The organism is Pseudomonas sp. TZ252, from assembly GCF_056110345.1.
In genome coordinates this window covers 5,901,589-5,924,031 of the sequence record NZ_CM148566.1, presented here as the reverse complement: position 1 = coordinate 5,924,031, position 22,443 = coordinate 5,901,589, and the positions used below count along the sequence as shown (strand labels likewise).

Genomic DNA, 22,443 nt, shown 5'->3' with positions numbered 1-22,443 from the left:
CCAGGAGAGCCCATGCACAGATATGTCGTGATAGACGCCTTCGCCAGCGAACCGCTGCAAGGCAACCCGGTGGCGGTGTTCTTCGACTGCGACGACCTCAGCGGCGAGCGCATGCAGCGCATGGCGCGGGAGATGAACCTGTCGGAGAGCACCTTCGTGCTCCGCCCGCAACAGGACGGCGACGCGCGCATCCGCATCTTCACCCCGGTCAACGAACTGCCGTTCGCCGGCCACCCGCTGCTGGGCACCGCCATCGCCCTGGGCGCCGAGACCGACAAGGACAGGCTGTTCCTGGAGACCAGGATGGGCACCGTGCCCTTCGCCCTGGAACGCCAGGACGGCAAGGTGGTGGCCTGCAGCATGCAGCAGCCGATCCCCACCTGGGAGCACTTCAGCCGCCCGGCCGAGCTGCTCGCCGCCCTCGGCCTGAAGGGCTCGACCTTTCCCATCGAGGTCTACCGCAACGGCCCGCGCCACGTCTTCGTCGGCCTGGAGAGCGTCGCCGCGCTGTCCGCGCTGCACCCCGACCACCGCGCGCTGTGCGACTTCCCGGACCTGGCGGTGAACTGCTTCGCCGGCGCCGGGCGGCACTGGCGCAGCCGCATGTTCTCGCCGGCCTACGGCGTGGTCGAGGACGCCGCCACCGGTTCCGCCGCCGGGCCGCTGGCGATCCACCTGGCGCGCCACCGGCAGATTCCCTACGGGCAGCAGATCGAGATCCTCCAGGGCGTCGAGATCGGCCGGCCGTCGCGCATGTACGCCCGCGCCGAGGGCGCCGGCGAGCGGGTCTCGGCGGTGGAAGTGTCGGGCAACGGCGCGGCCTTCGCCGAAGGCCGGGCCTACCTGTGAACGGGCAGAACGGAGGAACGCCGTGATGGGCGTCAACGCGAACATTTCCGAGTCCCTCACCGGGACCATCGAAGCCCCTTTCCCGGAGTTCGAGGCGCCGCCGGCGAACCCCATGGAGGTGCTGCGCAACTGGCTGGAACGCGCCCGCCGCTATGGCGTGCGCGAGCCGCGGGCACTGGCCCTGGCCACGGTCGACGGGCAGGGCCGGCCGTCGACGCGGATCGTGGTGATCGCCGAGCTGGGCGAGCGCGGGGTGGTGTTCGCCACCCACGCCGATAGCCAGAAGGGCCGCGAACTGGCGCAGAACCCCTGGGCCTCGGGGGTGCTGTACTGGCGCGAGAGCAGCCAGCAGATCATCCTCAACGGCCGCGCCGAACGCCTGCCCGACGAGCGCGCCGACGCCCAGTGGCTGAGCCGCCCGTACCAGACCCACCCGATGTCGATCGCCTCGCGGCAGAGCGAAACCCTCGCCGACATCCACGCCCTGCGCGCCGAAGCCCGGCGCCTGGCGGAAACCGACGGCCCGCTGCCGCGCCCGCCGGGCTACTGCCTGTTCGAACTGTGCCTGGAGTCGGTGGAGTTCTGGGGCAACGGCACCGAGCGGCTGCACGAGCGCCTGCGCTACGACCGCGACGAAGGAGGCTGGAAGCACCGCTACCTGCAACCGTGACGACACCGCTGCGCCGGCGTTTCATGGCGGATAACCGCAAGCGGTTATTCGCCCTACGCGGCCTCGAAGCCCACCCAACCGCACGCGGTCATGCGTCCCGCGGCCCCGGAGTCGGGCCGTAGGGCGAATAACGCCACCGGCGTTATCCGCCGCTGCGCCGACGTCTCATGGCGGATAACCGCAAGCGGTTATTCGCCCTACGCGGCCTCGGAGCCCATCCAACCGCACGCGGTCATGCGTCCCGCGGCCCCGGAGTCGGGCCGTAGGGCGAATAACGCCACCGGCGTTATCCGCCGCTGCGCCGACGTCTCATGGCGGATAACCGCAAGCGGTTATTCGCCCTACGCGGCCTCGGAGCCCATCCAACCGCACGCGGTCATGCGTACCGCGGCCTCGGAGCCGGGTCGTAGGGCGAATGACGCCACCGGCGTTATCCGCCGCTGCGCCGACGTTTCATGGCGGATAACCGCAAGCGGTTATCCGCCCTACGCGGCCTCGAAGCCCACCCAACCGCACGCGGTCATGCGTCCTGCGCGGACTCGGAGTCCGGCCCAGACGATGTTCGGGGTTGGACGCCGTAGCCGAATGCCCGGCGCAATCCGGCGATCGCCTGTTGCCGATCCATGCCGCGCCCGGCCGGTGGATCGGCGCGTTCGCAGAATTCGCGCCAGACGAACAGGGTCAGCTCGGCGCCATCGGTAAGGGGTTCGGCGGTCGGCACGCCGAACTGCTGGAGCGTCCGGTAACGCGTGTCCTCCCAGAACAGTTCCTCGACCCAGTCGTACAGTGGAATCAGGTGGAAATGCACCGGCAGGCCGGGCATGTGGCCGTAGCGGCCGACATAGATGCGTCGCGGCCGCAGCAGCGCGTCCATTTCGCGTTCGACCCTGGCCAGCAGCGGCCCGAATTCGGCGAGGGCCTGTTCCGGCAACTGGTGGAAGGCCGTCGCCGGTTGCCGCGAGCCGAGCATGCAGTAGCCGGGCAGGGCCGAGTCGATCCGCTGGTTCAGCGTCCAGTGGCGGGTCTGGTGGATGATCAGCTCGGGCGGGATATGCATGGACGGCGCTCCGCAGATGGGGCGCCCACTGTAACCCGTCGTCAGGGAAGATCCAGCCCGGTCTTGCGCCGTTTCATTTCGTCGATGCGTTGTCGCAGCGCCAGGCGCTGGGCTTCCGGCTTGGCCAGCCACCAGTCGCGCACCGCCGAGTTGTCGTAGCGCGTCAGCCAGGCGGGGAAGCGCGCCATCTGCGCTTGCGGAAAGTCGTTGGCGCGGCCGCGCAGGTAGTGATCGAAGAAACCCAGCACCAGGGCGTTGGGAGCCTGGATGAGGACTTCCGTCGGTGCCGAGCCGAGCAGCCCGTCGCGCAGCGGCCGGCGGATGAACAGCGGATTGTCGGTAAGCCCGGCATGGGCCGAATCGCGCAGTACCAGGCGATGAATGTCCTGGCGTTGGCCGGCGTGCTCGAAGCGTTCGTAGGAAAAGTCGTTGAAGCTTCTCGGGCGGGCCGGCGGTTCGATGCCGAACAGCCGGTAGAAGTTGCCAAGGTCGGCGTGCAGCATCAGCAGCGGTGCCGGGAGATCGCTATCGAAGGGCGCGAAGTCGAAGTCGCCGCCATCGAGGTTGACGGCCGCCGCGCAGCGTCGGTCGACCATGCAGACCGCGCCGGTGGTCGAGCCGCCGAAGGACATGCCCATCTCGCCGGTGTGCGCGAAGTCGCTGGCGGCCACCAGGTCGGCGACCCTGTCCGGGACCTCGCCGGCCTGCAGGCGGTCATGGACGAACAGGCGGTCGGCCAGCCATACCGGCGCGCTGAGGTTGATGGCGCGGTTGGCCGGGGCGGGCAGGTCGAGGGCGGTGTGCAACTGGCCGTCGAGGCGCTGGTCGAGATCGTCGCTGACATAGCCCTGGCGCATGGCCTGCGGCAAGCCGTCGTGGGCGGCCCGGCGCAGGTGTTCGACCAGCCCGGGGTCCATGGGCAGCAGCGTGCCATCGGGCAGGCGGGTCGGCGACGCGTCGCCGCTGTGCTGGATGGCGTAGACCGCGTAGCCGTGGCTGGCCAGTTCTTCCATCAGGGTCCAGTTGCCGCCGGCGAAGGCGCTGTAGCCATGGCTGTAGAACACCACCGGCAGGCGAGCGGAGTCGTCGCGCAGCGGGGCGTCCGGATAGGAATTGGTGCGCAGGTGCTTGAGGTAGGTGAGCAACGGCGGAAAGCCGAGTATTTCACCGAAGCCCCGCGCGGTGCTGCGCGCCTCGCCTGGGTCGAAATAGTGACGCGGCGCGGCGCCGGCGATCGGGCGTGCCGGGTACCAGGCGCGTACCAGCAGGCGCCGCGGCTGCCCGGCCGGGGCGCCGAGCAGGCCGGGCCGGCTGGGGTCATCCAGTTCGAAATCGCGCACGCCGACCGCATAGGGGCCGCTCGGCGCCGGCAGCGGCGCGACCGGGAACAGGTACAGCGCGGCGATTGCCAGCAGCACCAGCAGGCCGTACAGCGAACCGGTCCGGAACGGCAGGCCGCGCTCGGGCTTCCGGCGCAGGCAGGCGCCGAGCAGCAGGGAGAAACCGGCGAAGGCGCCGACGCCGGCTTGCCAGCGGTCGTCCCATGCAGCGTACAGGCTGGCGCCGAGCGCCAGCGTCGAGGCGAGCGCCAGCAGGCCACGGTGGCCGGGCAGGGCGGGTATCCACCAGGCGAGCAGGGCCGCCAGCAGGGTCGCGACCAGCAGCAGGTCGACAGCGGTCATGGTGCTTCGCTCCTCGTTTCCACGGGGCGCGTCGGTTGGCTCGGCCAGAACGCCGCCAGCGCCAGCAGCAGACCGACCAGCGCGTAGGGGGCGCGGCTGTCCAATTGGTGGAGCAGCGTGCCGAGCAGCGGCCCGCTGATCAGGCCGAAGCCATGTACGGCCACCAGGGTGCCGGCGGCGGCACCCTGTTCCTCGGCGCGCACGGCATTGGCGTTGAGCGCCGAGACTGCCGGGAATACCCAACCCATGCCCGCCGCGGCGACGAAGAAGGCCAGCCAGAGCAGCGGCGGCGAGTCGGCGAAGCACACGGCGGCGAAGCCGATGGCGGCGACCAGCCCGCCGACCCGGATCAGTCGCGGCGGTGGCCAGTCCAGGCGGCGCACCAGGAGCTGGGCCAGGATCAGCGCGACGCCCACTGCGGTCAGGGCGATGCCGGCCACCCGCGCGGCGTCGGCGGAATCCAGGCGCAGCCGGTCGAGGGCGAAGAAGCCCACGGTGATCTGCGCCACGGTGACGCTGAACATCGCCACGAAGCCCACCGCCAGCGGCCGCCGCAGGCGGCGGTCGCCGATCGCCAGGGCGGCGCCGCGGTTCGGCTGGCGACGCTCCTCGCGCGGCAGCCAGCGCCAGAGCGCCAGCAGGGCGACCAGGGGCAGCGCGCCGGTGACTAGCAACGGCAGGACCAGCCCGTGAGTCGCCAGGAGTCCGGCCAGCCCCGGCCCGATCACCATGCCTATCGCGCTGGCCGCGCCGAGTCCGGCCAGCGCCGCGGCGCGTCGTTGCGCCTCGACGTGATCGGCCACCAGTGCCGCCGTGCAGGCCGGCACCGCGGCGTAGAAACCGCCGGCGAGGCCGCGCAGGAGAACGATACCGGCGAAGGCGAACAGGGTCGGCAACGTCCAGTGCAGGGCGAGCACGATGAACAGGCAGAGCGAGCCGTAGGAGAGGGCGAAGCCGGCCAGCCCGCCGAGCAGTATCCGCCGTCGCCCATGCCGGTCGCTGGCGATGCCCCAGGGCCGCGCCGCGAGCATCCAGGCGATGCCGCCGACGGTCACCGCGGCGCCGGCCTGCCAGGGCGCCAGGCCGAGCTTGCGGGCGAGCGGGCCGACCAGGGCGACGAAGGACATCACCGCGAGGGTGCAGACGAAGGTCTCGAACATCAGCGGACGCAGGTCCAGGGTGTTGGCGGAGGGCGGCGGGGTGGTCACCTCAGGGGTTCCTTCGGGTTCGCGGCAGGCGCAGCCAGACCCAGCCGACCAGCACCAGCGGAGTGCCCAGGGCGAGCCAGGAGAGCAGGTCGTAGAGGCCGTCGCCGAGCAGCGCCGAGAGCAGCCCGAAGAGGCCGAGCAGGGCCAGTAGCAGGGGCCAGCGGAAGATCATCCAGAGACCGCGCCTCATGCCTTGCCCTCCGTCGCCAGGCTGCCGTCCGGCAGTTCCGCCAGGCGCTTCTCCAATGGCGTCTTGCGTCGGCCGAGCCAGAGGTAGAGACCGCTGGCGAGGATGACGATGCTGACGAGGTCGAGCAGCGCCCAGACGATCTTCAGCGGCATGCCGCCGTAGTCGCCGAAGTGCAGCGGCTGCGACAGCAGGAGCGTCTTCACGTACAGCGGCATCTCGCGCATGTCGGTGAGTTCGCCGCTCTGCGCGTCGATCAGTGCCGGCTTCAGCAGGCGCTCGGTGAGCGGCGTGTTGCCGCGCATGAACACCGCATAGTGATGCTGGCTGCTGAACTGGGTGCCGGGGAAGCCGACGAAGCTGACCTCCATGTCCGGCGCCGCCCGGCGTGCCGTGGCCAGGGCCGCGTCGAGCGAGCCGAGGCTCTGTAGCGGCGGCGCGTCCTTGTAGGGCGCGGTCATTTCCGCCAACTGCCCGCCTTGCCAGAGCATCAGGATTGGCAGGGCCAGGGTGTTGATCACTCCGGTCACGCCGACCACCAGTACCCAGGACAGGGTGACGATGCCCAGCAGGTTGTGCAGGTCCAGCCACTTCAGGCGACGGCTGCGTTCGGCGCGTACCGTGGCGAAGTCCAGCTTGCGCATGAACGGCGTGTATACCACCACCCCGGACACCAGCGAGGCCACCAGCAGCAGGCCCATCAGGCCGAGGAACAGGTAGCCGGGCAGGCCGAGGAACAGGTCGGTGTGCAGCTTCAGCATCAGGTACATGAAGCCGCCCGGCGGCGGCAGCGCGTCGAAGAATTCCCCGGTGCGCGCGTCGAACGGCTGCATGTGGCCGTTCTCCGGCGGCGGTACCAGGCTCGGCGCGCTGATCACCAGGCCCAGCGGGTCGTCCTTTTCGAATACCAGGAAGCGCACCACTTCGCCCGGCCGGGCGGCCAGGGCGCGGGCGATCACGTCGTCGTAGTCGATGCGCGGCGACTCGGCGGTGAGCGGCTCGAGCTGCGGATGCGGCTCGAAGTAGTGCTCGATCTCCTCGTGGAAGATCAGCGGCAACCCGGTGAGGCAAAGCATCAGCAGGAAGATCGTGGAGATCAGGCTGGTCCATTTGTGCACCAGGTACCAGGTGCGCAGGGTTTTCGCGGTCATTGGCTGGTCATCGGCGGTTTCTGGTTATGGTGGGGCGGACTCAGAAGTCCGCCGTGAGGGAAAGGGAAAGGGTGCGCGGCGAGCTGATCGACAGGTAGCCGTTGGCTGCGGTCCAGTAGTCCTTGCCCAGTGCGTTCTCCAGGTTGGCGCGCGCCACCAGCGGCTTGCCGGCGACCTGGAAGGCGTAGGCGGCGCCGAGGTCGACGCGGTTCCAGTGCGGCACGGCGAGGGCGTTGGCGCTGTCCACATAGGCCGAGCCGGTGTAGATCCAGCGGCTGTCGAGGGTCAGTCCGTCGACGAACGGGGTGTCCCAGCTGACCCCCAGGTTGGCCTGGCGGCGGGCCACGCCGGGCGCGTCCTTGCCTTCGCTGGCAGGGTCGCCGGTCTTGTTCTGCTCGGGCTTGATGTAGGTGGCGCCGGCCATCACCCGTACGCCGTCCAGCGGTTCGCCATAGAGGCTCAGCTCCACGCCGCGGTTGCGTTGCTCGCCGTCGGCGCGGAAGACGTTGCTGGCGTCGGTATAGGCGTTCGGTTTCCTGATCTCGAACAGCGCCAGGGTGGTGGTGAAGCCGCCCAGGTCGTACTTGGCGCCGATCTCGTATTGCTCGGCCTTGTACGGTGCCAGCACCTGGCCGGCGTTGGCCGCGGTCATCGGCGCCGCCTCGCCCTGGCTGAGGCCCTGGATGTAGTTGGCGTACAGCGACAGGTCCAGCAGCGGCTTGACCAGCACGCTGGCCATCGGCGTCCACACGTGCCGCTTGTCGTGGCTGGTGCGCGCGCCGCTGGTCTGGTCGTAGTTGCGCGACTCGATCTGCTGGCGGCGCACGCCCAGGGTGACCTGCACGCGATCCTCGAGGAACGACAGCCTGTCGGCCAGCGCCACGCCGCCGAGGTCGGTTTCATTGGTCTTCGGAATGCTCCCGTCGAGGCTGGAGAAGTCCGGCAGCGGCGTATGCGGCGAGGTCTGGTAGAGGTTGCCCGGCTGCATCCCGGTGAAGGCATAGACCATGCCCAGCCGTTCGTGCAGGCGGTTGACGCTGAGCGTCCAGTCGTGGCGGAGCGGGCCGGTGTCGAAGTTGCCGCGCAGGCCGACCTCGGCGGAATAGGTGCGGCGGTCGCCGCGCTGGCGTGCCAGGCTGTTGACGATATCGCCCTGGTTGCCGACGAGGATGCTGTTGGCGGCGATGGTTTCGTAGTTGCTCTGGCGGCCGCCGATGCTGGCGAACGCCGTCAGGTTGTCGGCGAGGTCGTACTCGCCGCGGTTGACCATGGAGTAATCCTCCTGGTCCAGGTAGGAATCGCGCAGGCCGAAGCGTGTCTTCGAGTCCGGGGCGTGGGGGATGTGGGTGGTTCCCGGGCCGGTCAGCAGCGGGCGCACCACGCCTTCCAGGCTTTCCTTCTGGTACAGCAGGTCGCTGGACAGGCGCAGGCGCTCGCCACGGAAGTCCAGGCCCAGGGAGAGCATGGGAAACTCGCGGCTCTGATGGTCGACGGCGGTATCGCCGTTGCGGTAGACGCCGTTGAAGCGCACGCCGAAGGCGTTGTTCTCGCCGAAGCGCCGGCCGATGTCGAGGTGAGTGCCGAGCTGGCCGCGCTGGGTCCAGTCGACGCTGACGCGGGTCAGCGGCTGGTCGTCGGCGCGCTTGGGCACCAGGTTGATGGTGCCGCCGACGCTGCCGCCGGGGGAAATCCCGCCGAGCAGGGCGTTCGGTCCCTTGAGCACTTCCACGCGCTCGGCGAATTCGATCGGTACCCGCCAGAACGGCAGCAGGCCATAGAGGCCGTTGAAGGCGACGTCGGCGTTCTGCACGCTGAAGCCGCGAATCGTGTAGCTGTCCACCAGGTCGCCGCGCCCGCCGACCACCCGCACCGACGGATCGTTGGCCTGTAGCAGGTCGGCGACGCTGCGCGCCTGCTGCTGCTCGATGGTCCTGGCGGTGTAGCTGGTGATGCTGAATGGCGCATCCATCACGTCGGCGTTGCCCAGCATGCCCAGGCGCGCGCCACGGGCCACCTGGCCGCCGGCGTACTCGGCGGGCAGGGTCTCGGCACCGGCGGCCTGGGCGGTGATCAGCGAGGATTGCAGTTCCAGCGCGCCATCGGTGGCTGCCGGCACCAGGGTGTAGCTGCCATCGCTGCGCTGCTGCAACTCCAGGCCGCTGCCCAGCAGCAGGCGGTGCAGCGCCTCGACCGGCGCGTAGCGGCCGCGCAGGGCGGCGCTGCGGCGACCCTCGGTGAGCGCCGGGTCGAACGCCAGGGATACCCCGTTGTCGCTGGCGAAGGCCGACAGGGTGCGACCGAGCGGGCCGGGGGCGATGTCATAGCTGCGCGCCGAGCTGGCGGCGGGCGCCTCGGCGGCAAGCAGGGCGGGGGCCGCGCCGGCGAGGGCGAGGGTCATGGCGGCGGCGTGGATGGCCAGGGACAGCGAACGGGGACGAAGCGTGCGTACGGGCATGTACAGGGTTCCTCGTGGTCTCTGCGGACCTTGGGTCGGGGCGGATTCCTCTACTTGCCAGCCGAGAAGGAAAAAGGTCTCAGGTCGAGGCGGTTATTTTTCTGCGGAGCACGGTATGTCGATGGCAACGCCTGTTCCGGCGCAACGGCGGACGGCCTGCCGGGGTGGACGCGAGGGGGCGGTTGCCACGGGGATGGCGGCCGCGCCGTCACGCCGGCACCAGGCTGATCCAGTAGTCGGTCACCCCGCGCACCTTCAGCGGATAGGTGGCCTGCAGCATGCCCAGCGTGCGCCGCAGGTCCAGCAGCGGATAGGCGCCCGACACCGCCAGCCTGGCCAGTTGCGGGTCGCAGCGCAGTACGCCGCGACGGTAGCGGGCGAGTTCGGCGAGCACCTCGGCCAGCGGCATCCGGTCGGCCATCAGCATGCCGCGGGTCCAGGCGTCCGGCAGGCCGTCGAAGGCCAGCCGGCGCGCTTCGCCGTCGGCGCCCAGGCGCACCGATTCGCCGCTTTCCAGCCAGCGCCCGCGTCCGTGGAGCGGGCTCAGTTCGACCCGCCCGGCGAGTACCGCGACCCGGGTCGCGGCCATCTCCTGGCGTACGTTGAAGCGGGCGGCACCGGCATGCAGCCGCGCTTCGGCGGTGGCGACGCGGAACGGACGCGGGTCGGCGCGGCTATCGACGAAGATCTCGCCGCGCAGCAGGCGTACCAGCCGCTGGCTGGCGTCGTAGGCCAGGTCCACGGCGCTGTCGGTGTTCAGGGTCAGCAGGCTGCCGTCGGGCAGGGTCAGGCGGCGCTGTTCGCCGACGCCGGTGCGCTGGTCGGCCAGCCAGTCGCGCAACGGTTCGGCCTGCCAGGTGGCGAGCCCCAGCGAGGCGCCGCCGAGGACCAGGGCGAGGTGCTTGATCGCGCGCCGCCGGTCCAGCCCGTGCTCGCGGCCGAGGGTCGGCAGGGCCAGCGCCGGCGGCAGTCGGCCGAGGCATTGCAGCAGGCGCTCGGCGCGCTCCCAGGCATGGGCGTGCTGCGGGCTGCGCTGCCGCCACTGGGCGCAGGCCTGGCGCGTGTCGTCGGTGCAGCCGCTGTCCTGCAGGCGCACCAGCCACTCGGCGGCCTCGTCGAGGATCGGCGAGGGAATCCGGCCTTCGTCCGCGGCGTTCATTCCATCAGCTCCAGGCACTGGCGGAAGGCCTGCTGCATGTAGCGCTTGACCGAACCCAGGGACACGCCCAGGCGCTCGGCGATGGCTTCGTACTTCAGGCCTTCGATCTGCGCCAGGAGAAACGCCTGGCGGACCCTGTCCGGCAGGCTGCCGAGCAGGGCGTCTACTTCATGCAGGGTTTCCAGCACCATCAACCGCTGTTCCGGCGGCGGCGCGAGGTCTTCCGGGAGGTTGGCCAGGGCATCGAGGTAGGCGCGCTCCAGCGACTGGCGCTGGAACCAGTTGATCATCAGCCCCTTGGCGACGGTGGTCAGGTAGGCGCGCGGTTCGCGCGCATCCAGTACCCGGCGCGAGGCGAGCAGGCGGGCGAAGGTGTCCTGGGCCAGGTCGGCGGCGTTTTCCGCGCAGCCCAGGCGTCGCCGCAACCAGCCTTGCAGCCAGCCATGGTGGTCCTGGTAGAGATGGCTCACAGCGTCGTGCAGGGAGGCGTCGGCCGGCGGCATGGAGGGGATCGCTGTTGTAATTGAGAATGAGTCTCATACTACTTACAGCGAGGGCATGCCTACAAGTCCCCCGGATCGGCGGCGCAGCGCCTCAAGCGTTTTCCAGGCCGTACTGGAAGAAAGCCATGTCGGCCAGGCGCCCGGTGGGGTAGAGGAGCCCCTTGCGGGCGGTCTCCAGGCGCGGGAACGACAGCCTTTCTTCGCCGATCAGGCGGTGCAGCGCGGTGAGGGTCCCGCCGTTGACGCTCGTCAGGCCCCGGCGTGGATACAGCGCGCGACAGGCGGCCACGTAGTGGCGGTCGAGGGCGGGAAACTCGCCCCAGACGCCGAGCAGGATCTTGCTCTTCAGGGTGTCGGTCCAGCTCACCCGGCTGCTGAGGGCGTCCATCGACCCGAGTACCGTTTCCAGCAGCTTGCGGTTGTGCGCCAGGCGCGCGCCGTTGCCGGCGAAATCCACCAGGGACAGCTCGAAGAGTTCCGGTCCGGCACCGCTGAAGAGCTGCCGGGCCAGCGCTTTCATCAGGTCCAGGTTGCTGTTCTGCAGCAGTCCCGAGGAGCCACGGAACATGCCCCAGTTGGCCAGGTAGAAACCCAGGTGCAGGGCGGTGGTGTCGAGCTGTTCGGGGGCGGTCAGGTCGTCCCAGCTGCGACTGGGGTCCCAGACATACTCCCAGAGGTACTCCCAGGCCCTCAGGCGCGGGTATTCGTTGCCCGGGGCGGGCGCCAGGCTGGCGTAGTAGCGGTGGACATAGCGGGCGGCATCGAAAGCCATGCGTTCGTTCCCTGGCGGCTTGGAAAGACGGCATGGTAGAACGCGTGATGTCAAAAGGCCATATCGCTGTTCGCAGGGGACGCCGTAGCGCCCCCGCGGAGCGGCCTCAGGTGTTATTGCAGCCCTTGGCGATGGAGTCCTCGTTGGAGGTGTACGGCCGCGAGGGTTCCAGGTTCCACTCGGGCTTGTTGCGGGCGACGTTGAAGTGGCAGACCAGTTGTCGGCGCATGCTGCCGATATTGCTGTCGCGGTTGTCCGGGTTGTCCTTCCATTCGCTGTCCAGGTAGTGGTCGACCACCAGCTCGTTGAAGAAATTGTTGGTCTGGTTGTCCTGGATCTTGCGCCCGCAATCGGTCGGTACCACTTCCAGGGTCATGATCTTCTTCCTGAAGCCCGGATCGTCGCGCTCCACCCAGGTGGCGCTTTCCACATAGCGCTCGCAGGCATTCTTCTCGCTGGTCGGGTAGATCGCCTGCTTACGCCCGTCGTAGGCGAACTGCGCGTCCTGCTGGCGGGTCTGCGGCAGTCGCATGTTGATGATCGGGAGGAATGCCTGGACCGACTGGTACCACTGGATCTGGTTGAGCCGAGCGCCCTCCAGGCCGGCGTCCTCGGTGTAGAACGCGGCGAGGATCGACGGCGACTTCGGCGGGTTTTCCTCCCACTTGGCCAGGCGCAGTTCGTTCTGGGTGGTGAAGGATTCGTCGGCGATCTGCGCCATCGCCCGGATGCTCTGGTAGAAGGCCGGGCCGGCGGCGGTATTGCGCTCGTCGCGGACGTCGAAGGAGCACTGCCGCGAATGGTCGCCGCGGTTCTGCCGGTAGTTCGCCGCCCACTGCTCGGCGGTGCTGACGTTGATGTCCTGGCAGGACTTCTCGACGCTGTTCGGCGTGCGCCGCGAATCGGTGCAACCCTGCTGGGCGCGGTCGTCGGTGGCGGCGTCGATGGGGAAGGAACAGAGCACCGCATAGTCCTGGTGGTCCTTCGGATTACCGAAGATGGTGTCGAAGATGAAGCCACTCTTCAGGCCATAGGCGAGCTTGCGGTACTTGGCGTCCTTGCGCAGGTAGGAGGCGGAGACGCCGCCGCTTTTCTGGCTCTTCGGACTGATGCTGTAGAACATGTAGTCGGTCGAAGGCCAGGTGGCGCGGAACAGCACGCCGGAACAGAGGAATGCCGGCTTCGACGGTCCGCCGCAATCCTGGCGGGTGTCGTTGTACAACTGGTTGAGCCGGGCGACCACGTCGTTGCCCCGGTCGGCCTGGGCCGCGGGTGTCAGCGCCAGGCCGGCGGCGGCGAGAAGGTAGAGAAAGATGGATCTGCTTCCGTTCATGGGATGGACTCCACGCAGGTTCGAAGGAGCGGGCCGGGGGCGGCCCGGTTGGTCCCGATGGGGACGAGCGCGACGGGCGGATCGCGGGGGATGAAGCGCTTGCGACGGCATGGCCGTCGGCGTTGGGACGTCAGCGGGACGTGGTGGCGCCAGTCTGCAACCGGGCGCTGCCGGGAATGCCGGGCGACCCCGGCGGGCGCTGGGCGGCGGGGGCCTGTCGAGCGTGTGGGGGAAGTCGCTCGAGGGAGGCAGTGAAGACCGCCGGCGGAGATACGAACAGGGTGGGTAGCGGGGCGGATACAGCGTGGATTCCGTTACGCATCGCAGGCCTCCTTTGCGCCGCGCCGATGGGCTTCCGTCTTACCGTTCGAGCCTAGAAGCGCGGGCCGCGCCGCTCCAGCGGCGGGGTGGCTAGCTAGCAAGGGGGATTAATGCATTCGCAACGGCGCTCGCTGCGATGCACCGTGGTCCGGCATCCACAGGCCACGCCGCTGCCAGGCAACCGTTCCTGGCCGCGCCTGTTGGCGGCGGCGTCGCCCTGCAAGCGCCAGGTATCGGGGCTCCGCCGTCAGTCCATGTCGCCGCCATGGTGCGCGGACTGCTCCAGGAGGCTGCCCTTCGCCGTCCTGCCCCTCGCTTCCGGCGACAGCCGGGTTGCCTGCAAGGCGAACCAGAGGGTCGCCACATCGGCGGTGCTGTCCAGCGAGCGACCGCTGATTTCCTCGATGCGGCGTATCCGGTAGACCAGGCTCTGCTTGTGTATGTGTAGCCGCTGCGCGGCGTTCAACCAGGACCTGTTTTCCTCGAGAAAGACCTGCAGCGTGTGTAGCAGTGCGGAGCCATTGGCCGCGTCATAGTCGTGGAGGGCGCCGAGGACCAGACGGAACGCCCGCTCGGCCTCGGCGAGGCTTCTGGGTAGCCAGGGCGCCTCGTCGTCCAGTTCCGCGTAGCGACACAACGGTCGCCGGGAATGGCTGTGGGCCAGGGCCAGACGCGCTTCGCGCAAGGCCTCGGCGCAACGTTCGGCACGACGGAGCGGGGCGCTCACGCCCAGCGAGCTGTCCAGGGCTTCCTGCAGTGTCGAGGCGAGGCCGGCCTGGTGCAGCAGAATGATTTCCTGGCCCTGCGCGCGAACCAGCAGGCGTGAGTCGTGGCCCCGGAAAAGACCGATAGGGTCGGTCGCGAGCCCCTCGGAACTTGCCACGGAAACGACTGCATCGTCGAGATCGAGCCCGGGCAGCAGTTCCTCCAGCCGCTCCTCGGCTTGTTCCCGGTATAGCCGTCGTTGCAGCAGGTCGTCGAGCAATTCCGAACCCAGGCGCAGGTGGCGTTCGCTTTCGACGCGCAGCCGTTCGATCTCTATGCCGAGCACTGCCGTCAGGTGGTGCAGGAGACTGTAGTCCGGCAGCCGCTCGCCCAGGGCTATCAGCAGGCAGTTCCGGTCGGAAGGAATGCCGATGCTGAGCGCTTCGCCTTCCGCGAGCGGATGGCGAAGGACCATCGGCTGCGGCTCCGCCTGCTCGCGACGGCGGTTGCGCAGCGCGTCGGCCAACTCCGCGGGCAGCCCTGGCAGGCCTGGCTGCCAGGCCGCCAGGGTGTCGGGAACGATGAGGTAGAGGCTGCTTCGCACGTCCTTGCCGAGGCGTTGCAGCAGCGCCGGCAGGCCCAGTCCCTGCATGCTCAGCCGGGCGCTTTCGTATATCCGGGCCAGGGCGTTGCGGCGCTCGTATTCGTCTTTCTGCCCCGCATCGACGATGGCCCGGGTCACGGCGGCGAAAGGGACGCCGTAGTGGGTGAGAATCAACGGGAAGCCCAAGGCCTCGGCCGTCTCGCGCAGGGCATCGAGGTCGCTCGGGGCTTCCATGTTCTCGCCGATCATCATGCCTGCCAGGCCGGCCTCGGCCAGTCTTCGGACGTAACGCCGTTGCCGCTCGGCGTCGCTCGGTATGCCCAGCCCGGTGGTCATCAGCAGGTCACCCTCGCCGAGCCATTCGGTGGGGTCGTCGAGTTCGCAGACATGCGCCCAGCGAACCGGGCGGTCGAGGCCGCCGGCTCCGCTCAGCAGGCGTGAACGGAGTTCGGGGAGGGCGATCAGGTGGCGGATGCTCTGCGGCATGTCCAGGAAACTCCAGGCATGGGCCTTCAGTGTAATCGCCCCGGGCGCAGGCAGCGCGCCCTGTCACCAACTGGCGGGCAGCATCCCCAGTGCCGAGGCGATCGCGTAGACCCCGCTGGAGGCGAACACCAGGACGATCAGCCCCTGTATCAGCGGATGGGCATACCAGCCGCAGCTGAATGCCGGCAGTTGGTCGCCGTGGCGCCGCGCCGCGTTGAGCAGGAGGATGGGGATGATGCCCATCAGTACGCCGCCGAAGGTACCGGCGAAGTACAGCGCGTTCACGAAGCCGCCGAGCCCCGCATAGGCCAGCAGGAACGGCGGGACCGAGACCGCGGCGAGCACCGCCAGGCGTTTGCGCCGGTTGGTTTCGCTGCCCAGGCGGAAGTGGTCGAAGATATTGGTGAACAGGCACCCGCCGAGTCCCCAGTAGGAGGTCAGCATCGCCAGCAAGGCGAAGGTGTTCGCCACGTAGTAGGCCCATTGGCCGAGGGAGCGTCCCCAGCTCAAGGTCGCCACCTCGCTGAGGTTGTCGGGGCCGACCAGGGCGATGACCGAGGCAGGAATGGCCGCCACCAGCAGGAAGGTCAGCAGCATGCCGACCACGATCAGGCGCGGCACGCGCCCGGGGGTTGCCAGGTTGCCGCGCACCAGCTCCGGAACCAGGAACTGCGCGCCGAACACGAAGACCGCCAGGTTGAACACTGGAACCACGTATTGCCACTGGCTCTGCCAAAGGTGGGCGAGACGGGCGTCGTCGTGCATCAGGGTAGCGCCGATGAGGATGCAGACGATGGCCACCATGCCGGCGCTGATCAGCTTCTCGCCCACGCCGAGCGCCTTCAGGCCCAGGTAGAGCACCAGCGCCGAGGGGACGAAGAAGATCAGGCTGCCGACCTCGCGCGTGAGGCCGTACTGGCCGAAGAACTCGAGCATGATGTTGCCGCTGCCGGTCATGTAGGCGACCAGGGCCCCGTAGCTGTTGGCCGCCACCGCGATGAAGATCAGCCAGCCGCCGAGCGGGCCCAGGTAACGCCGGGAGAGGCCGCTGAGCTGGTTGTTGCCGCGGGTTCTCAGGCAGGCTTCGGTCACGTAGAGCATGGTGACGATGCAGAAGAGGCAGGTCAGGGCCAGGCATACCAGCAACGGCACGTAGCCGACCTTGCGGGCGGCGTAGGCCATGCTCAGCACGCCGGCGCCGATGTTGGTGCCGATGATGATAGCGATCGTCTCGAGCGAGCCCAGGGGATGGGCCTTGAGGCCCGATGCGTTGTCGTTCGCTTCTCGCATACCCATTTCTTGTTTCCTCTGTCAGGGCGGTGGAGTTCGGTTCTTCGGGGTCAGTCGAAGATCAGGTAGGTCTTGCGCACGGTCTGGCGGATGTCCCAGGTGCCCTGGGTGGCAGCGGCGAAATAGAGCGCGTCGCCGGCGCGAAACTCCACGGCCTGGCCTTCGTCGGGGGTGAAGCGACCTTCACCGCTGACGATGTAGCTGTACTCGGCCTGCTCGACCTGTCGGCGGAAGCGCCCCGGGGTGCATTCCCAGATGCCGGTCACGCCGTTGCCGTCGGCGAGCGGGCGGTGGGCCGCGGTACGGGTCAGGGCTACCGGTTCGCCCAGCGGCTGGCCGACGGGCGTGGGCGAGGTGAAAGGACTTTCGTCGTCGAGACGGATGAGCGAAGGGTTCATGCCATGGGCTCCTCAGGATTTGTCTTCAAGGCCGGCGGGGGCGAAGCGCGCGAGAAAGCGGTCGGTGGCCGAGGGCGCGGTACCGGCGAGTTCCGCGCGTTCCTTGCGCAGGACGGCGTTGCGCACCAGGGAGCCACCCAGGTAGCGCAGCGGCTCGGGGGGGAAGCTCCGGCAGCGGCGTTCTACCAGCGGACAACGGCTCCACGGGTCGTCGCGGCCGAGGGCGAGGCTGGCGAGGATCCGCCCGCCCAGGCGGCTCGGTCCCACGCCGTTGCCGCTCCAGCCGATGCCGTAGTGGATGTTCTCGTGCAGGCGGCCGAAGACCGGCAGGCTGTCGTAGGTACGGTCGATGGGGCCGGACCAGCCGTCGACCAGCGGGATGTCGCCTAGCGAGGGATAGGTGCGGCGGAAGTCGGCCTCGGTCAGGGCCAGGCTCTCCCGGTCGACGTCGAATACCCGGCCGATGCGCGAGCCGTAGCTGATGGCGCCGGTGCCCTTGCCGAAGGCGATGCGCCCGTCGCGGGTGGTGCGGTAGTAGTCCACCATCAGTTGGGAATCGGTGATGGCTTCCCCGCCGGTCCAGCCGATTCGCTCCAGCCGTTGCGGTATCGCCTCGGTAACCGCGATGGAACTGTTCACCGGCACGATCAGCCTGGAGAGCCTGGGCAGGGCGGCCGACCAGGCGTTGGTCGCGAGAACCACCGCCTTGGCCTGGACCCGGGCCCCGGCGCTCAGCAGCTGTGCCGGCTGGCCGGGAACGATCTGGCTGACGCCACAACGCTCGTGGATTTCCACGCCGAGGGCCAGCGCCACGCGGCGCATGCCTTGCACCAGCAAGGCTGGTTGCACGGTGGCATTGCTGCGCTCGAAGACCCCGGCGAGATGCACCGGCGAACCGGTCCGGCGTGCCACTTCGCTGGCGTCGAGGCGTTCGAAGGGACTGACGCCGAGCCGTTCGCAGGCGGCGAGGGTATCGTTCCAGGCGTCGAGGTGGTGCGCCGTGGTGGCGGTCCACAGCCAGCCCTTCTGCTGGAAGTGCGCATCGATGTCATGCCGCGCGCAGAACTCCCCGAGTTCCTGGATTGCCCGCTCCGCGCTTTCGCCAAGGAAGCGCGCCTGCGCCTCGCTGCAGAAGCCCAGCAAGGTACCGATCTTCGGCCACCAGGACATCACGAAACCACCGTTCCTGCCGGAAGCGCCGCCGCCGCAGACGTCCTGCTCCAGCAGCAGGACCCGTGCGTCCGGCTCCAGTTGTTTGAGGGTGATGGCGGTCCAGAGCCCGACGAAACCGCCGCCGACTATCGCCACGTCCGCCGAGTGGGTGCCGACGAGGGGGGCGCTGGTGGCGTCGGCCAGGTCGGTCGAGCGCATCCAGTGGCTGGGGGTCAGGGGAGGGGTGAGCGTGAGTTTCATGGCGCGGGTCCGGGGTCGCTGAATCTGGAGCAAGGGTGGCGAGCGGCGCCGTCCGCGACAATTGGACGCAACTAGGAATCGAGGAGGTGCTCTCGTACGATCGTATGAGTCTTGTGAAGGACAGGCCTGGTCGGGACTGCCCGCCCTGTCCGAGCGAGCTGGCAGGCCCGAGCGGCGCCGCTGAACCGGAGGCTCAGGCGTCGCGCAGTTCGAAGGCGGGAAACAGCTCTTCCAGTTCTCGCCATAGCTGCGCAGCGCCCTGCGGCGCGGGCTTCGCGAGAAGCTGCGGATCGAGCTGGCGGGCCGGGCGCGCCAGTTGTACGGCGAAGCGCTCCACGCCCATCTCGCGCAGGCGCGTCGCCAGGCGCCAGAGGCGTTCGCTATCGAACAAGCGCCAGTGCACCGTGGTCCGGCATTCGTAGGCCACGCCGCTGTCCAGCAGGCATTCCAGGCTGCGCCAGTTGGCCGCGCCGCTGCCGTCCACGCCGGTAATGGCGGCGACGTCCTCGGCCGGCGCCTTGACGTCGAAGCCCACCCAGTCGCTCTGCGCCAGCACCCGGGCGAAGGCGCGGGGGTTGATGCCGGCGCTGTGCAGGCCGACGCGGAAACCCAGTTCGCGGACCGTGCGCATGGCGTCGCCGAGGGCCGCCTGCAGGGTCGCCTCGCCGCCGCTGAAGACCACCGCCTGCAACAGGCCCTGGCGTCGGCGGAGGAAGTCGAGCAGGCGTGGCCAGGGGATTTCCTCCGCGCCGCGCGGCGCGATCAGTTCCGGGTTGTGGCAGTAGCGGCAGCGCCAGGCGCAGCCCTGGCAGAACAGCACGCAGGCGAGCAGGCCGGGGTAGTCGAGGGTGGTCAGGGGCACCAGGCCCCCGACCCTGAGCGTGGCGCTCATCGCGTCTCGCGGAAATGGCGGCGTTCGCGATGCTCGGACTGCTTGCCGGCATTGAACGCTGCCACGGGACGGTGGTAGCCCATCACGCGGGTCCAGACTTCGCAGCGCTGGCGCTGGCCTTCGGGCAACTGGTTGGGGTTCATCGGTGGTACTCCTTGCTGGTGGATGAAAGGAACGACAGGCGACTCAACCGCCGCAGCCGCCGCAACAGCTCTTGGGCGTGGAGCGTTGCAGCAGCTCCTCGTCGCACTTCGGGCAGAACTCGTGCTCGCCGGCCAGGTAGCCGTGCCGCGGGCAGATCGAGAAGGTGGGGGTGACGGTCAGGTACGGCAGGCGGAAGCGACCGAGGGCGGTGCGCACCAGGGTCTTGCAGGCTTCGGCGGAGGAAATCCGCTCGGCCATGTAGAGATGCAGCACGGTGCCGCCGGTGTACTTGCATTGCAGGGCGTCCTGCAGCTCCAGCGCCTCGAACGGGTCGTCGGTGAAGCCCACCGGCAGTTGCGAGGAGTTGGTGTAGTAGGGCGCCTCCGGCGTGCCGGCCTGGAGGATGCGCGGATAGCGCTTGCGGTCCTCGCGGGCGAAGCGATAGGTGGTGCCCTCGGCGGGCGTGGCTTCCAGGTTGTAGAGGTGCCCGCTGTCCTCCTGGAAACCCACCAGCCGCGCGCGCACGTGATCGAGCAGGGCCAGGGCCATCTCGCGCCCGGCTTCGCTGTGCAGTCCCTCGCGGTCGTCGCTGAAGTTGCGCACCATCTCGTGCAGGCCGTTCACGCCGATGGTGGAGAAATGGTTGCGCAGGGTACCCAGGTAGCGTCGGGTGTAGGGATAGAGGCCGGCATCCATGTGCTGCTGGATCACCTTGCGCTTCAGCTCCAGGCTGGCGAAGGCGAGTTCGAGCAGGTGGTCGAGCTGGCGGTAGAGGCCGGCGGCGTCGCCACGGTGGCGATAGCCCAGGCGCGCGCAGTTGATCGTCACCACGCCCAGCGAGCCGGTCTGCTCCGCCGAGCCGAACAGGCCGTTGCCGCGCTTGAGCAGTTCGCGCACGTCCAGTTGCAGGCGGCAGCACATCGAGCGCACCTGGTTGGGCTGCATGTCCGAGTTGAGGAAGTTCTGGAAGTAGGGCAGGCCGTAGCGCGCGGTCATCTCGAACAGGCGCGTGGCGTTGTCGCTGTCCCAGGGGAAGTCGTGGGTGATGTTGTAGGTCGGGATCGGGAAGGTGAATACCCGGCCGTGGGCATCGCCGGCCTGCATCACCTCGATGTAGGCGCGGTTGATCAGGTCCATCTCGGCCTGCAGCTCGCCGTAGGCGAAGGGCATCTCCTCGCCGCCGATGCGCGGCACCTGGTCGCGCAGGTCGTCCGGGCAGACCCAGTCGAAGGTCAGGTTGGTGAAGGGCGTCTGGGTGCCCCAGCGCGACGGCACGTTGAGGTTGTAGATGAACTCCTGGAGGGCCTGGCGCACGCTGGCGTAGTCGAGGCGGTCCTTGCGCACGTAGGGCGCCAGGTAGGTATCGAAGGAGCTGAAGGCCTGGGCCCCGGCCCACTCGTTCTGCAGGGTACCGAGGAAGTTGACCATCTGCCCCAGGGCGCTGCCCAGGTGCTTCGGCGGACCGGCCTCGACCCGCCCCGGCACGCCGTTCAGGCCTTCGTTCAGCAAGGTGCGCAGCGACCAGCCGGCGCAATAGCCGGCGAGCATGTCGAGGTCGTGGATATGCAGGTCGGCGTCGCGGTGGGCGGCGGCAATGTCGGCATCGTAGACCTCATCCAGCCAGTAGTTCGCGGTGACCTTGCCGGATACGTTGAGGATCAGCCCGCCGAGGGAATAGCCCTGGTTGGCGTTGGCGCGCACCCGCCAATCCTCGCGGGACAGGTATTCGTTCATCGACGCGGCGACGTCCACCAGGGTCTTGCGCTCGCGGCGCAGCCGGCCGTGGCGTTCGCGGTAGACCACGTAGGCGCGCGCCGTGGGGTAGTGGCCGGCCTCCATCAGCACCCGTTCGACCAGGTCCTGGACCCGTTCGATATCCAGGCAGGCGCGCTCCGGCAGGCGTTCCACCACGCGTTCGGCGAGCGCCTGCGCCTGCTGCGGGTCGAACTCGCCGGTGGCCTGGCCGGCGGCGGCGATGGCGCGTTCGATCTTGCCGGGATCGAAGGGGACTTCACGTCCGTTGCGCTTGAGCAGGGTGGCCGGCCAGGTAGCCTTCCGGGGCTGGGTCATTTCAATTTCTCCACAACATGATGTGTTTTGATTTTGCAAAACAACAAGATGTTGTGGATTCTGGCGAGCGACGCCGAGCCGGCGTTGATCTGCGTCAACGTCCGGCGGATTGCCCGGGTTCCATTGGAGGTATTCCCCGCGCCCGGGTGACGGCGTATCAGGCCTGGGCGAGGCGGGCGAAGACCACGTAGTTGTCCAACTGCTGCCAGACCGTGGCGGCCTCGGCGAAACCCGCCTGGCGCAGGGCGGCGAGATGGAAATCGAGCGAGCAGTCTTCGTCTTCGCTGGCGCGCCTGAGCGGGCGCCGCGCGAAATGGGCGTCGCGCTGCGCCTTCAGCGGGGCCAGCCGGGGGATCTGCGCGGCGCGTTGCCACCAGTCTTCCCAACTGTCCGCGCCGCTGGCCACGGAAGCCTGGAGGACCCGCTCGCGGTGCTTCCGGGACAATTCCGCGAGTCCCGGCCAGCGTCGGTCGTAGCGCATGTGGTCGGCGTTCAGCAGCACGCCGCCGGGGGCGAGCAGTTCGCCGGCCTGGGCGTAGAACCCGGCGAGTTCGGCGGGCGACAGCCAGTGCAACGCGGTGGAAGAGAGCAGCGCCGCGGGCCGTTCGCCGGCGAGGGACTCGCGCGCTTCGGCGACCCGTTCGGTCCAGCCTGGATCGGTGAGGTCGCACTCCACCACGCGGACCCGTTCGGCGAAGCCGGCCAGCGCCGTACGCGCGATCTCCAGCAGCATGACGTCGGCGTCCAGCGCCACCACCCGCGCCGCCGGGAAGCGTTCGAGCAGGCGCCGGCCGAGGGAGCCCGGGCCGCAGGCGGCGTCGATGGCGGTGAAGCGCCCGTCGCGGCCGAAGAGGTCTTCGAGCAACTGGAACATCGCCTCGTAGCGCTCCTCGCGCTGGCGGATGTAGCCCTCCTGCTGGCGGTCCCAGCGTTCGAGGAGCGCCATGATCTGCTCGGTTGCGGTCATCTTTCCTCCTGGGGGGCATGCCCGGTTGAGAGTGGGGTCCTGTGCTTCGAGGGATACGGCGAGCGAGACGTTCCCTGGCCTCGATGAAGAAGAAACGGCGGGCATTCTTCATTCGATTAAATGTTAT

At 68.9% G+C, this 22,443-nt stretch carries 20 protein-coding genes; 2 read left to right on the top strand and 18 right to left on the bottom strand.

The window, feature by feature from the left end; all coding sequences use genetic code 11:
* The first annotated feature begins 12 nt into the window (after positions 1 to 12).
* On the top strand, positions 13 to 849 hold the full coding sequence (gene phzF, locus ACYAF3_RS27300; RefSeq protein WP_003093628.1) for a phenazine biosynthesis protein PhzF: 837 nt from the start codon (positions 13 to 15) through the stop codon (positions 847 to 849).
* A gap of 25 nt (positions 850 to 874) precedes the next feature.
* Positions 875 to 1,519 (top strand): phenazine biosynthesis FMN-dependent oxidase PhzG, encoded by a 645-nt coding sequence (gene phzG / locus ACYAF3_RS27295; RefSeq protein WP_003112073.1) that lies wholly within the window; start codon positions 875 to 877, stop codon positions 1,517 to 1,519.
* Positions 1,520 to 2,039: 520 nt separating this feature from the next.
* Here phzG and ACYAF3_RS27290 read toward each other — a convergent pair.
* From ACYAF3_RS27290 to ACYAF3_RS27205, 18 genes are all read right to left on the bottom strand, one after another.
* On the bottom strand, positions 2,040 to 2,576 hold the full coding sequence (locus tag ACYAF3_RS27290; protein WP_023114306.1) for an HIT family protein: 537 nt from the start codon (positions 2,574 to 2,576) through the stop codon (positions 2,040 to 2,042).
* 41 nt (positions 2,577 to 2,617) lie between these two features.
* Positions 2,618 to 4,258, bottom strand: coding sequence for an alpha/beta hydrolase family protein (locus ACYAF3_RS27285; protein WP_073658683.1), 1,641 nt, complete (start codon positions 4,256 to 4,258; stop codon positions 2,618 to 2,620).
* Positions 4,255 to 5,466, bottom strand: a complete 1,212-nt coding sequence (locus ACYAF3_RS27280) for an MFS transporter (protein WP_004349335.1) — start codon at positions 5,464 to 5,466, stop codon at positions 4,255 to 4,257. The genes ACYAF3_RS27285 and ACYAF3_RS27280 overlap by 4 nt, the downstream gene beginning before the upstream one ends.
* Before the next feature lies 1 nt (position 5,467).
* The gene (locus ACYAF3_RS27275) at positions 5,468 to 5,656 is read right to left on the bottom strand and encodes a hypothetical protein (protein ID WP_003088166.1); all 189 of its coding nucleotides are present in this window, start codon (positions 5,654 to 5,656) and stop codon (positions 5,468 to 5,470) included.
* Entirely contained in the window at positions 5,653 to 6,804 is a 1,152-nt protein-coding gene (locus ACYAF3_RS27270; RefSeq protein ID WP_031756257.1) for a PepSY-associated TM helix domain-containing protein, read from the bottom strand. Before ACYAF3_RS27270 ends, ACYAF3_RS27275 begins: the two co-directional genes overlap by 4 nt.
* Before the next feature lie 40 nt (positions 6,805 to 6,844).
* On the bottom strand, positions 6,845 to 9,259 hold the full coding sequence (locus ACYAF3_RS27265; RefSeq protein ID WP_031756259.1) for a TonB-dependent receptor: 2,415 nt from the start codon (positions 9,257 to 9,259) through the stop codon (positions 6,845 to 6,847).
* Between the two features lie 208 nt (positions 9,260 to 9,467).
* Entirely contained in the window at positions 9,468 to 10,418 is a 951-nt protein-coding gene (locus ACYAF3_RS27260) for a FecR domain-containing protein (protein WP_031756261.1), read from the bottom strand.
* Positions 10,415 to 10,921: a sigma-70 family RNA polymerase sigma factor gene (locus ACYAF3_RS27255; protein ID WP_003088185.1), complete on the bottom strand. Its 507-nt coding sequence runs from the start codon at positions 10,919 to 10,921 to the stop codon at positions 10,415 to 10,417. The genes ACYAF3_RS27260 and ACYAF3_RS27255 overlap by 4 nt, the downstream gene beginning before the upstream one ends.
* A gap of 91 nt (positions 10,922 to 11,012) precedes the next feature.
* Entirely contained in the window at positions 11,013 to 11,693 is a 681-nt protein-coding gene (locus tag ACYAF3_RS27250; protein WP_003114933.1) for a hypothetical protein, read from the bottom strand.
* A gap of 106 nt (positions 11,694 to 11,799) precedes the next feature.
* Positions 11,800 to 13,026 carry a DUF2599 domain-containing protein gene (locus ACYAF3_RS27245; protein ID WP_003161731.1) on the bottom strand — a complete coding sequence of 409 codons (1,227 nt, stop codon included), beginning with the start codon at positions 13,024 to 13,026 and terminating at the stop codon, positions 11,800 to 11,802.
* Between the two features lie 568 nt (positions 13,027 to 13,594).
* The gene (locus ACYAF3_RS27240) at positions 13,595 to 15,142 is read right to left on the bottom strand and encodes a PucR family transcriptional regulator (RefSeq protein ID WP_003119177.1); all 1,548 of its coding nucleotides are present in this window, start codon (positions 15,140 to 15,142) and stop codon (positions 13,595 to 13,597) included.
* 63 nt (positions 15,143 to 15,205) lie between these two features.
* Complete coding sequence (locus ACYAF3_RS27235) at positions 15,206 to 16,438, bottom strand: aromatic amino acid transport family protein (RefSeq protein WP_003088197.1); 1,233 nt, start codon at positions 16,436 to 16,438, stop codon at positions 15,206 to 15,208.
* Positions 16,439 to 16,482: 44 nt separating this feature from the next.
* A complete protein-coding gene (locus tag ACYAF3_RS27230; protein WP_003088200.1) occupies positions 16,483 to 16,830 on the bottom strand; it encodes a cupin domain-containing protein in 348 nt (115 codons plus the stop codon).
* Between the two features lie 12 nt (positions 16,831 to 16,842).
* Positions 16,843 to 18,243 carry an NAD(P)/FAD-dependent oxidoreductase gene (locus tag ACYAF3_RS27225; RefSeq protein WP_003117378.1) on the bottom strand — a complete coding sequence of 467 codons (1,401 nt, stop codon included), beginning with the start codon at positions 18,241 to 18,243 and terminating at the stop codon, positions 16,843 to 16,845.
* A 193-nt stretch (positions 18,244 to 18,436) separates the two neighbouring features.
* On the bottom strand, positions 18,437 to 19,135 hold the full coding sequence (locus ACYAF3_RS27220; RefSeq protein ID WP_003117379.1) for an anaerobic ribonucleoside-triphosphate reductase activating protein: 699 nt from the start codon (positions 19,133 to 19,135) through the stop codon (positions 18,437 to 18,439).
* Complete coding sequence (gene nrdD, locus ACYAF3_RS27215; RefSeq protein ID WP_003088212.1) at positions 19,132 to 19,278, bottom strand: anaerobic ribonucleoside-triphosphate reductase; 147 nt, start codon at positions 19,276 to 19,278, stop codon at positions 19,132 to 19,134. The genes ACYAF3_RS27220 and nrdD overlap by 4 nt, the downstream gene beginning before the upstream one ends.
* A gap of 43 nt (positions 19,279 to 19,321) precedes the next feature.
* Entirely contained in the window at positions 19,322 to 21,349 is a 2,028-nt protein-coding gene (locus tag ACYAF3_RS27210; protein WP_003111559.1) for a ribonucleoside triphosphate reductase, read from the bottom strand.
* A gap of 157 nt (positions 21,350 to 21,506) precedes the next feature.
* The gene (locus tag ACYAF3_RS27205; RefSeq protein ID WP_003088221.1) at positions 21,507 to 22,316 is read right to left on the bottom strand and encodes a class I SAM-dependent methyltransferase; all 810 of its coding nucleotides are present in this window, start codon (positions 22,314 to 22,316) and stop codon (positions 21,507 to 21,509) included.
* Positions 22,317 to 22,443 lie beyond the last annotated feature (127 nt).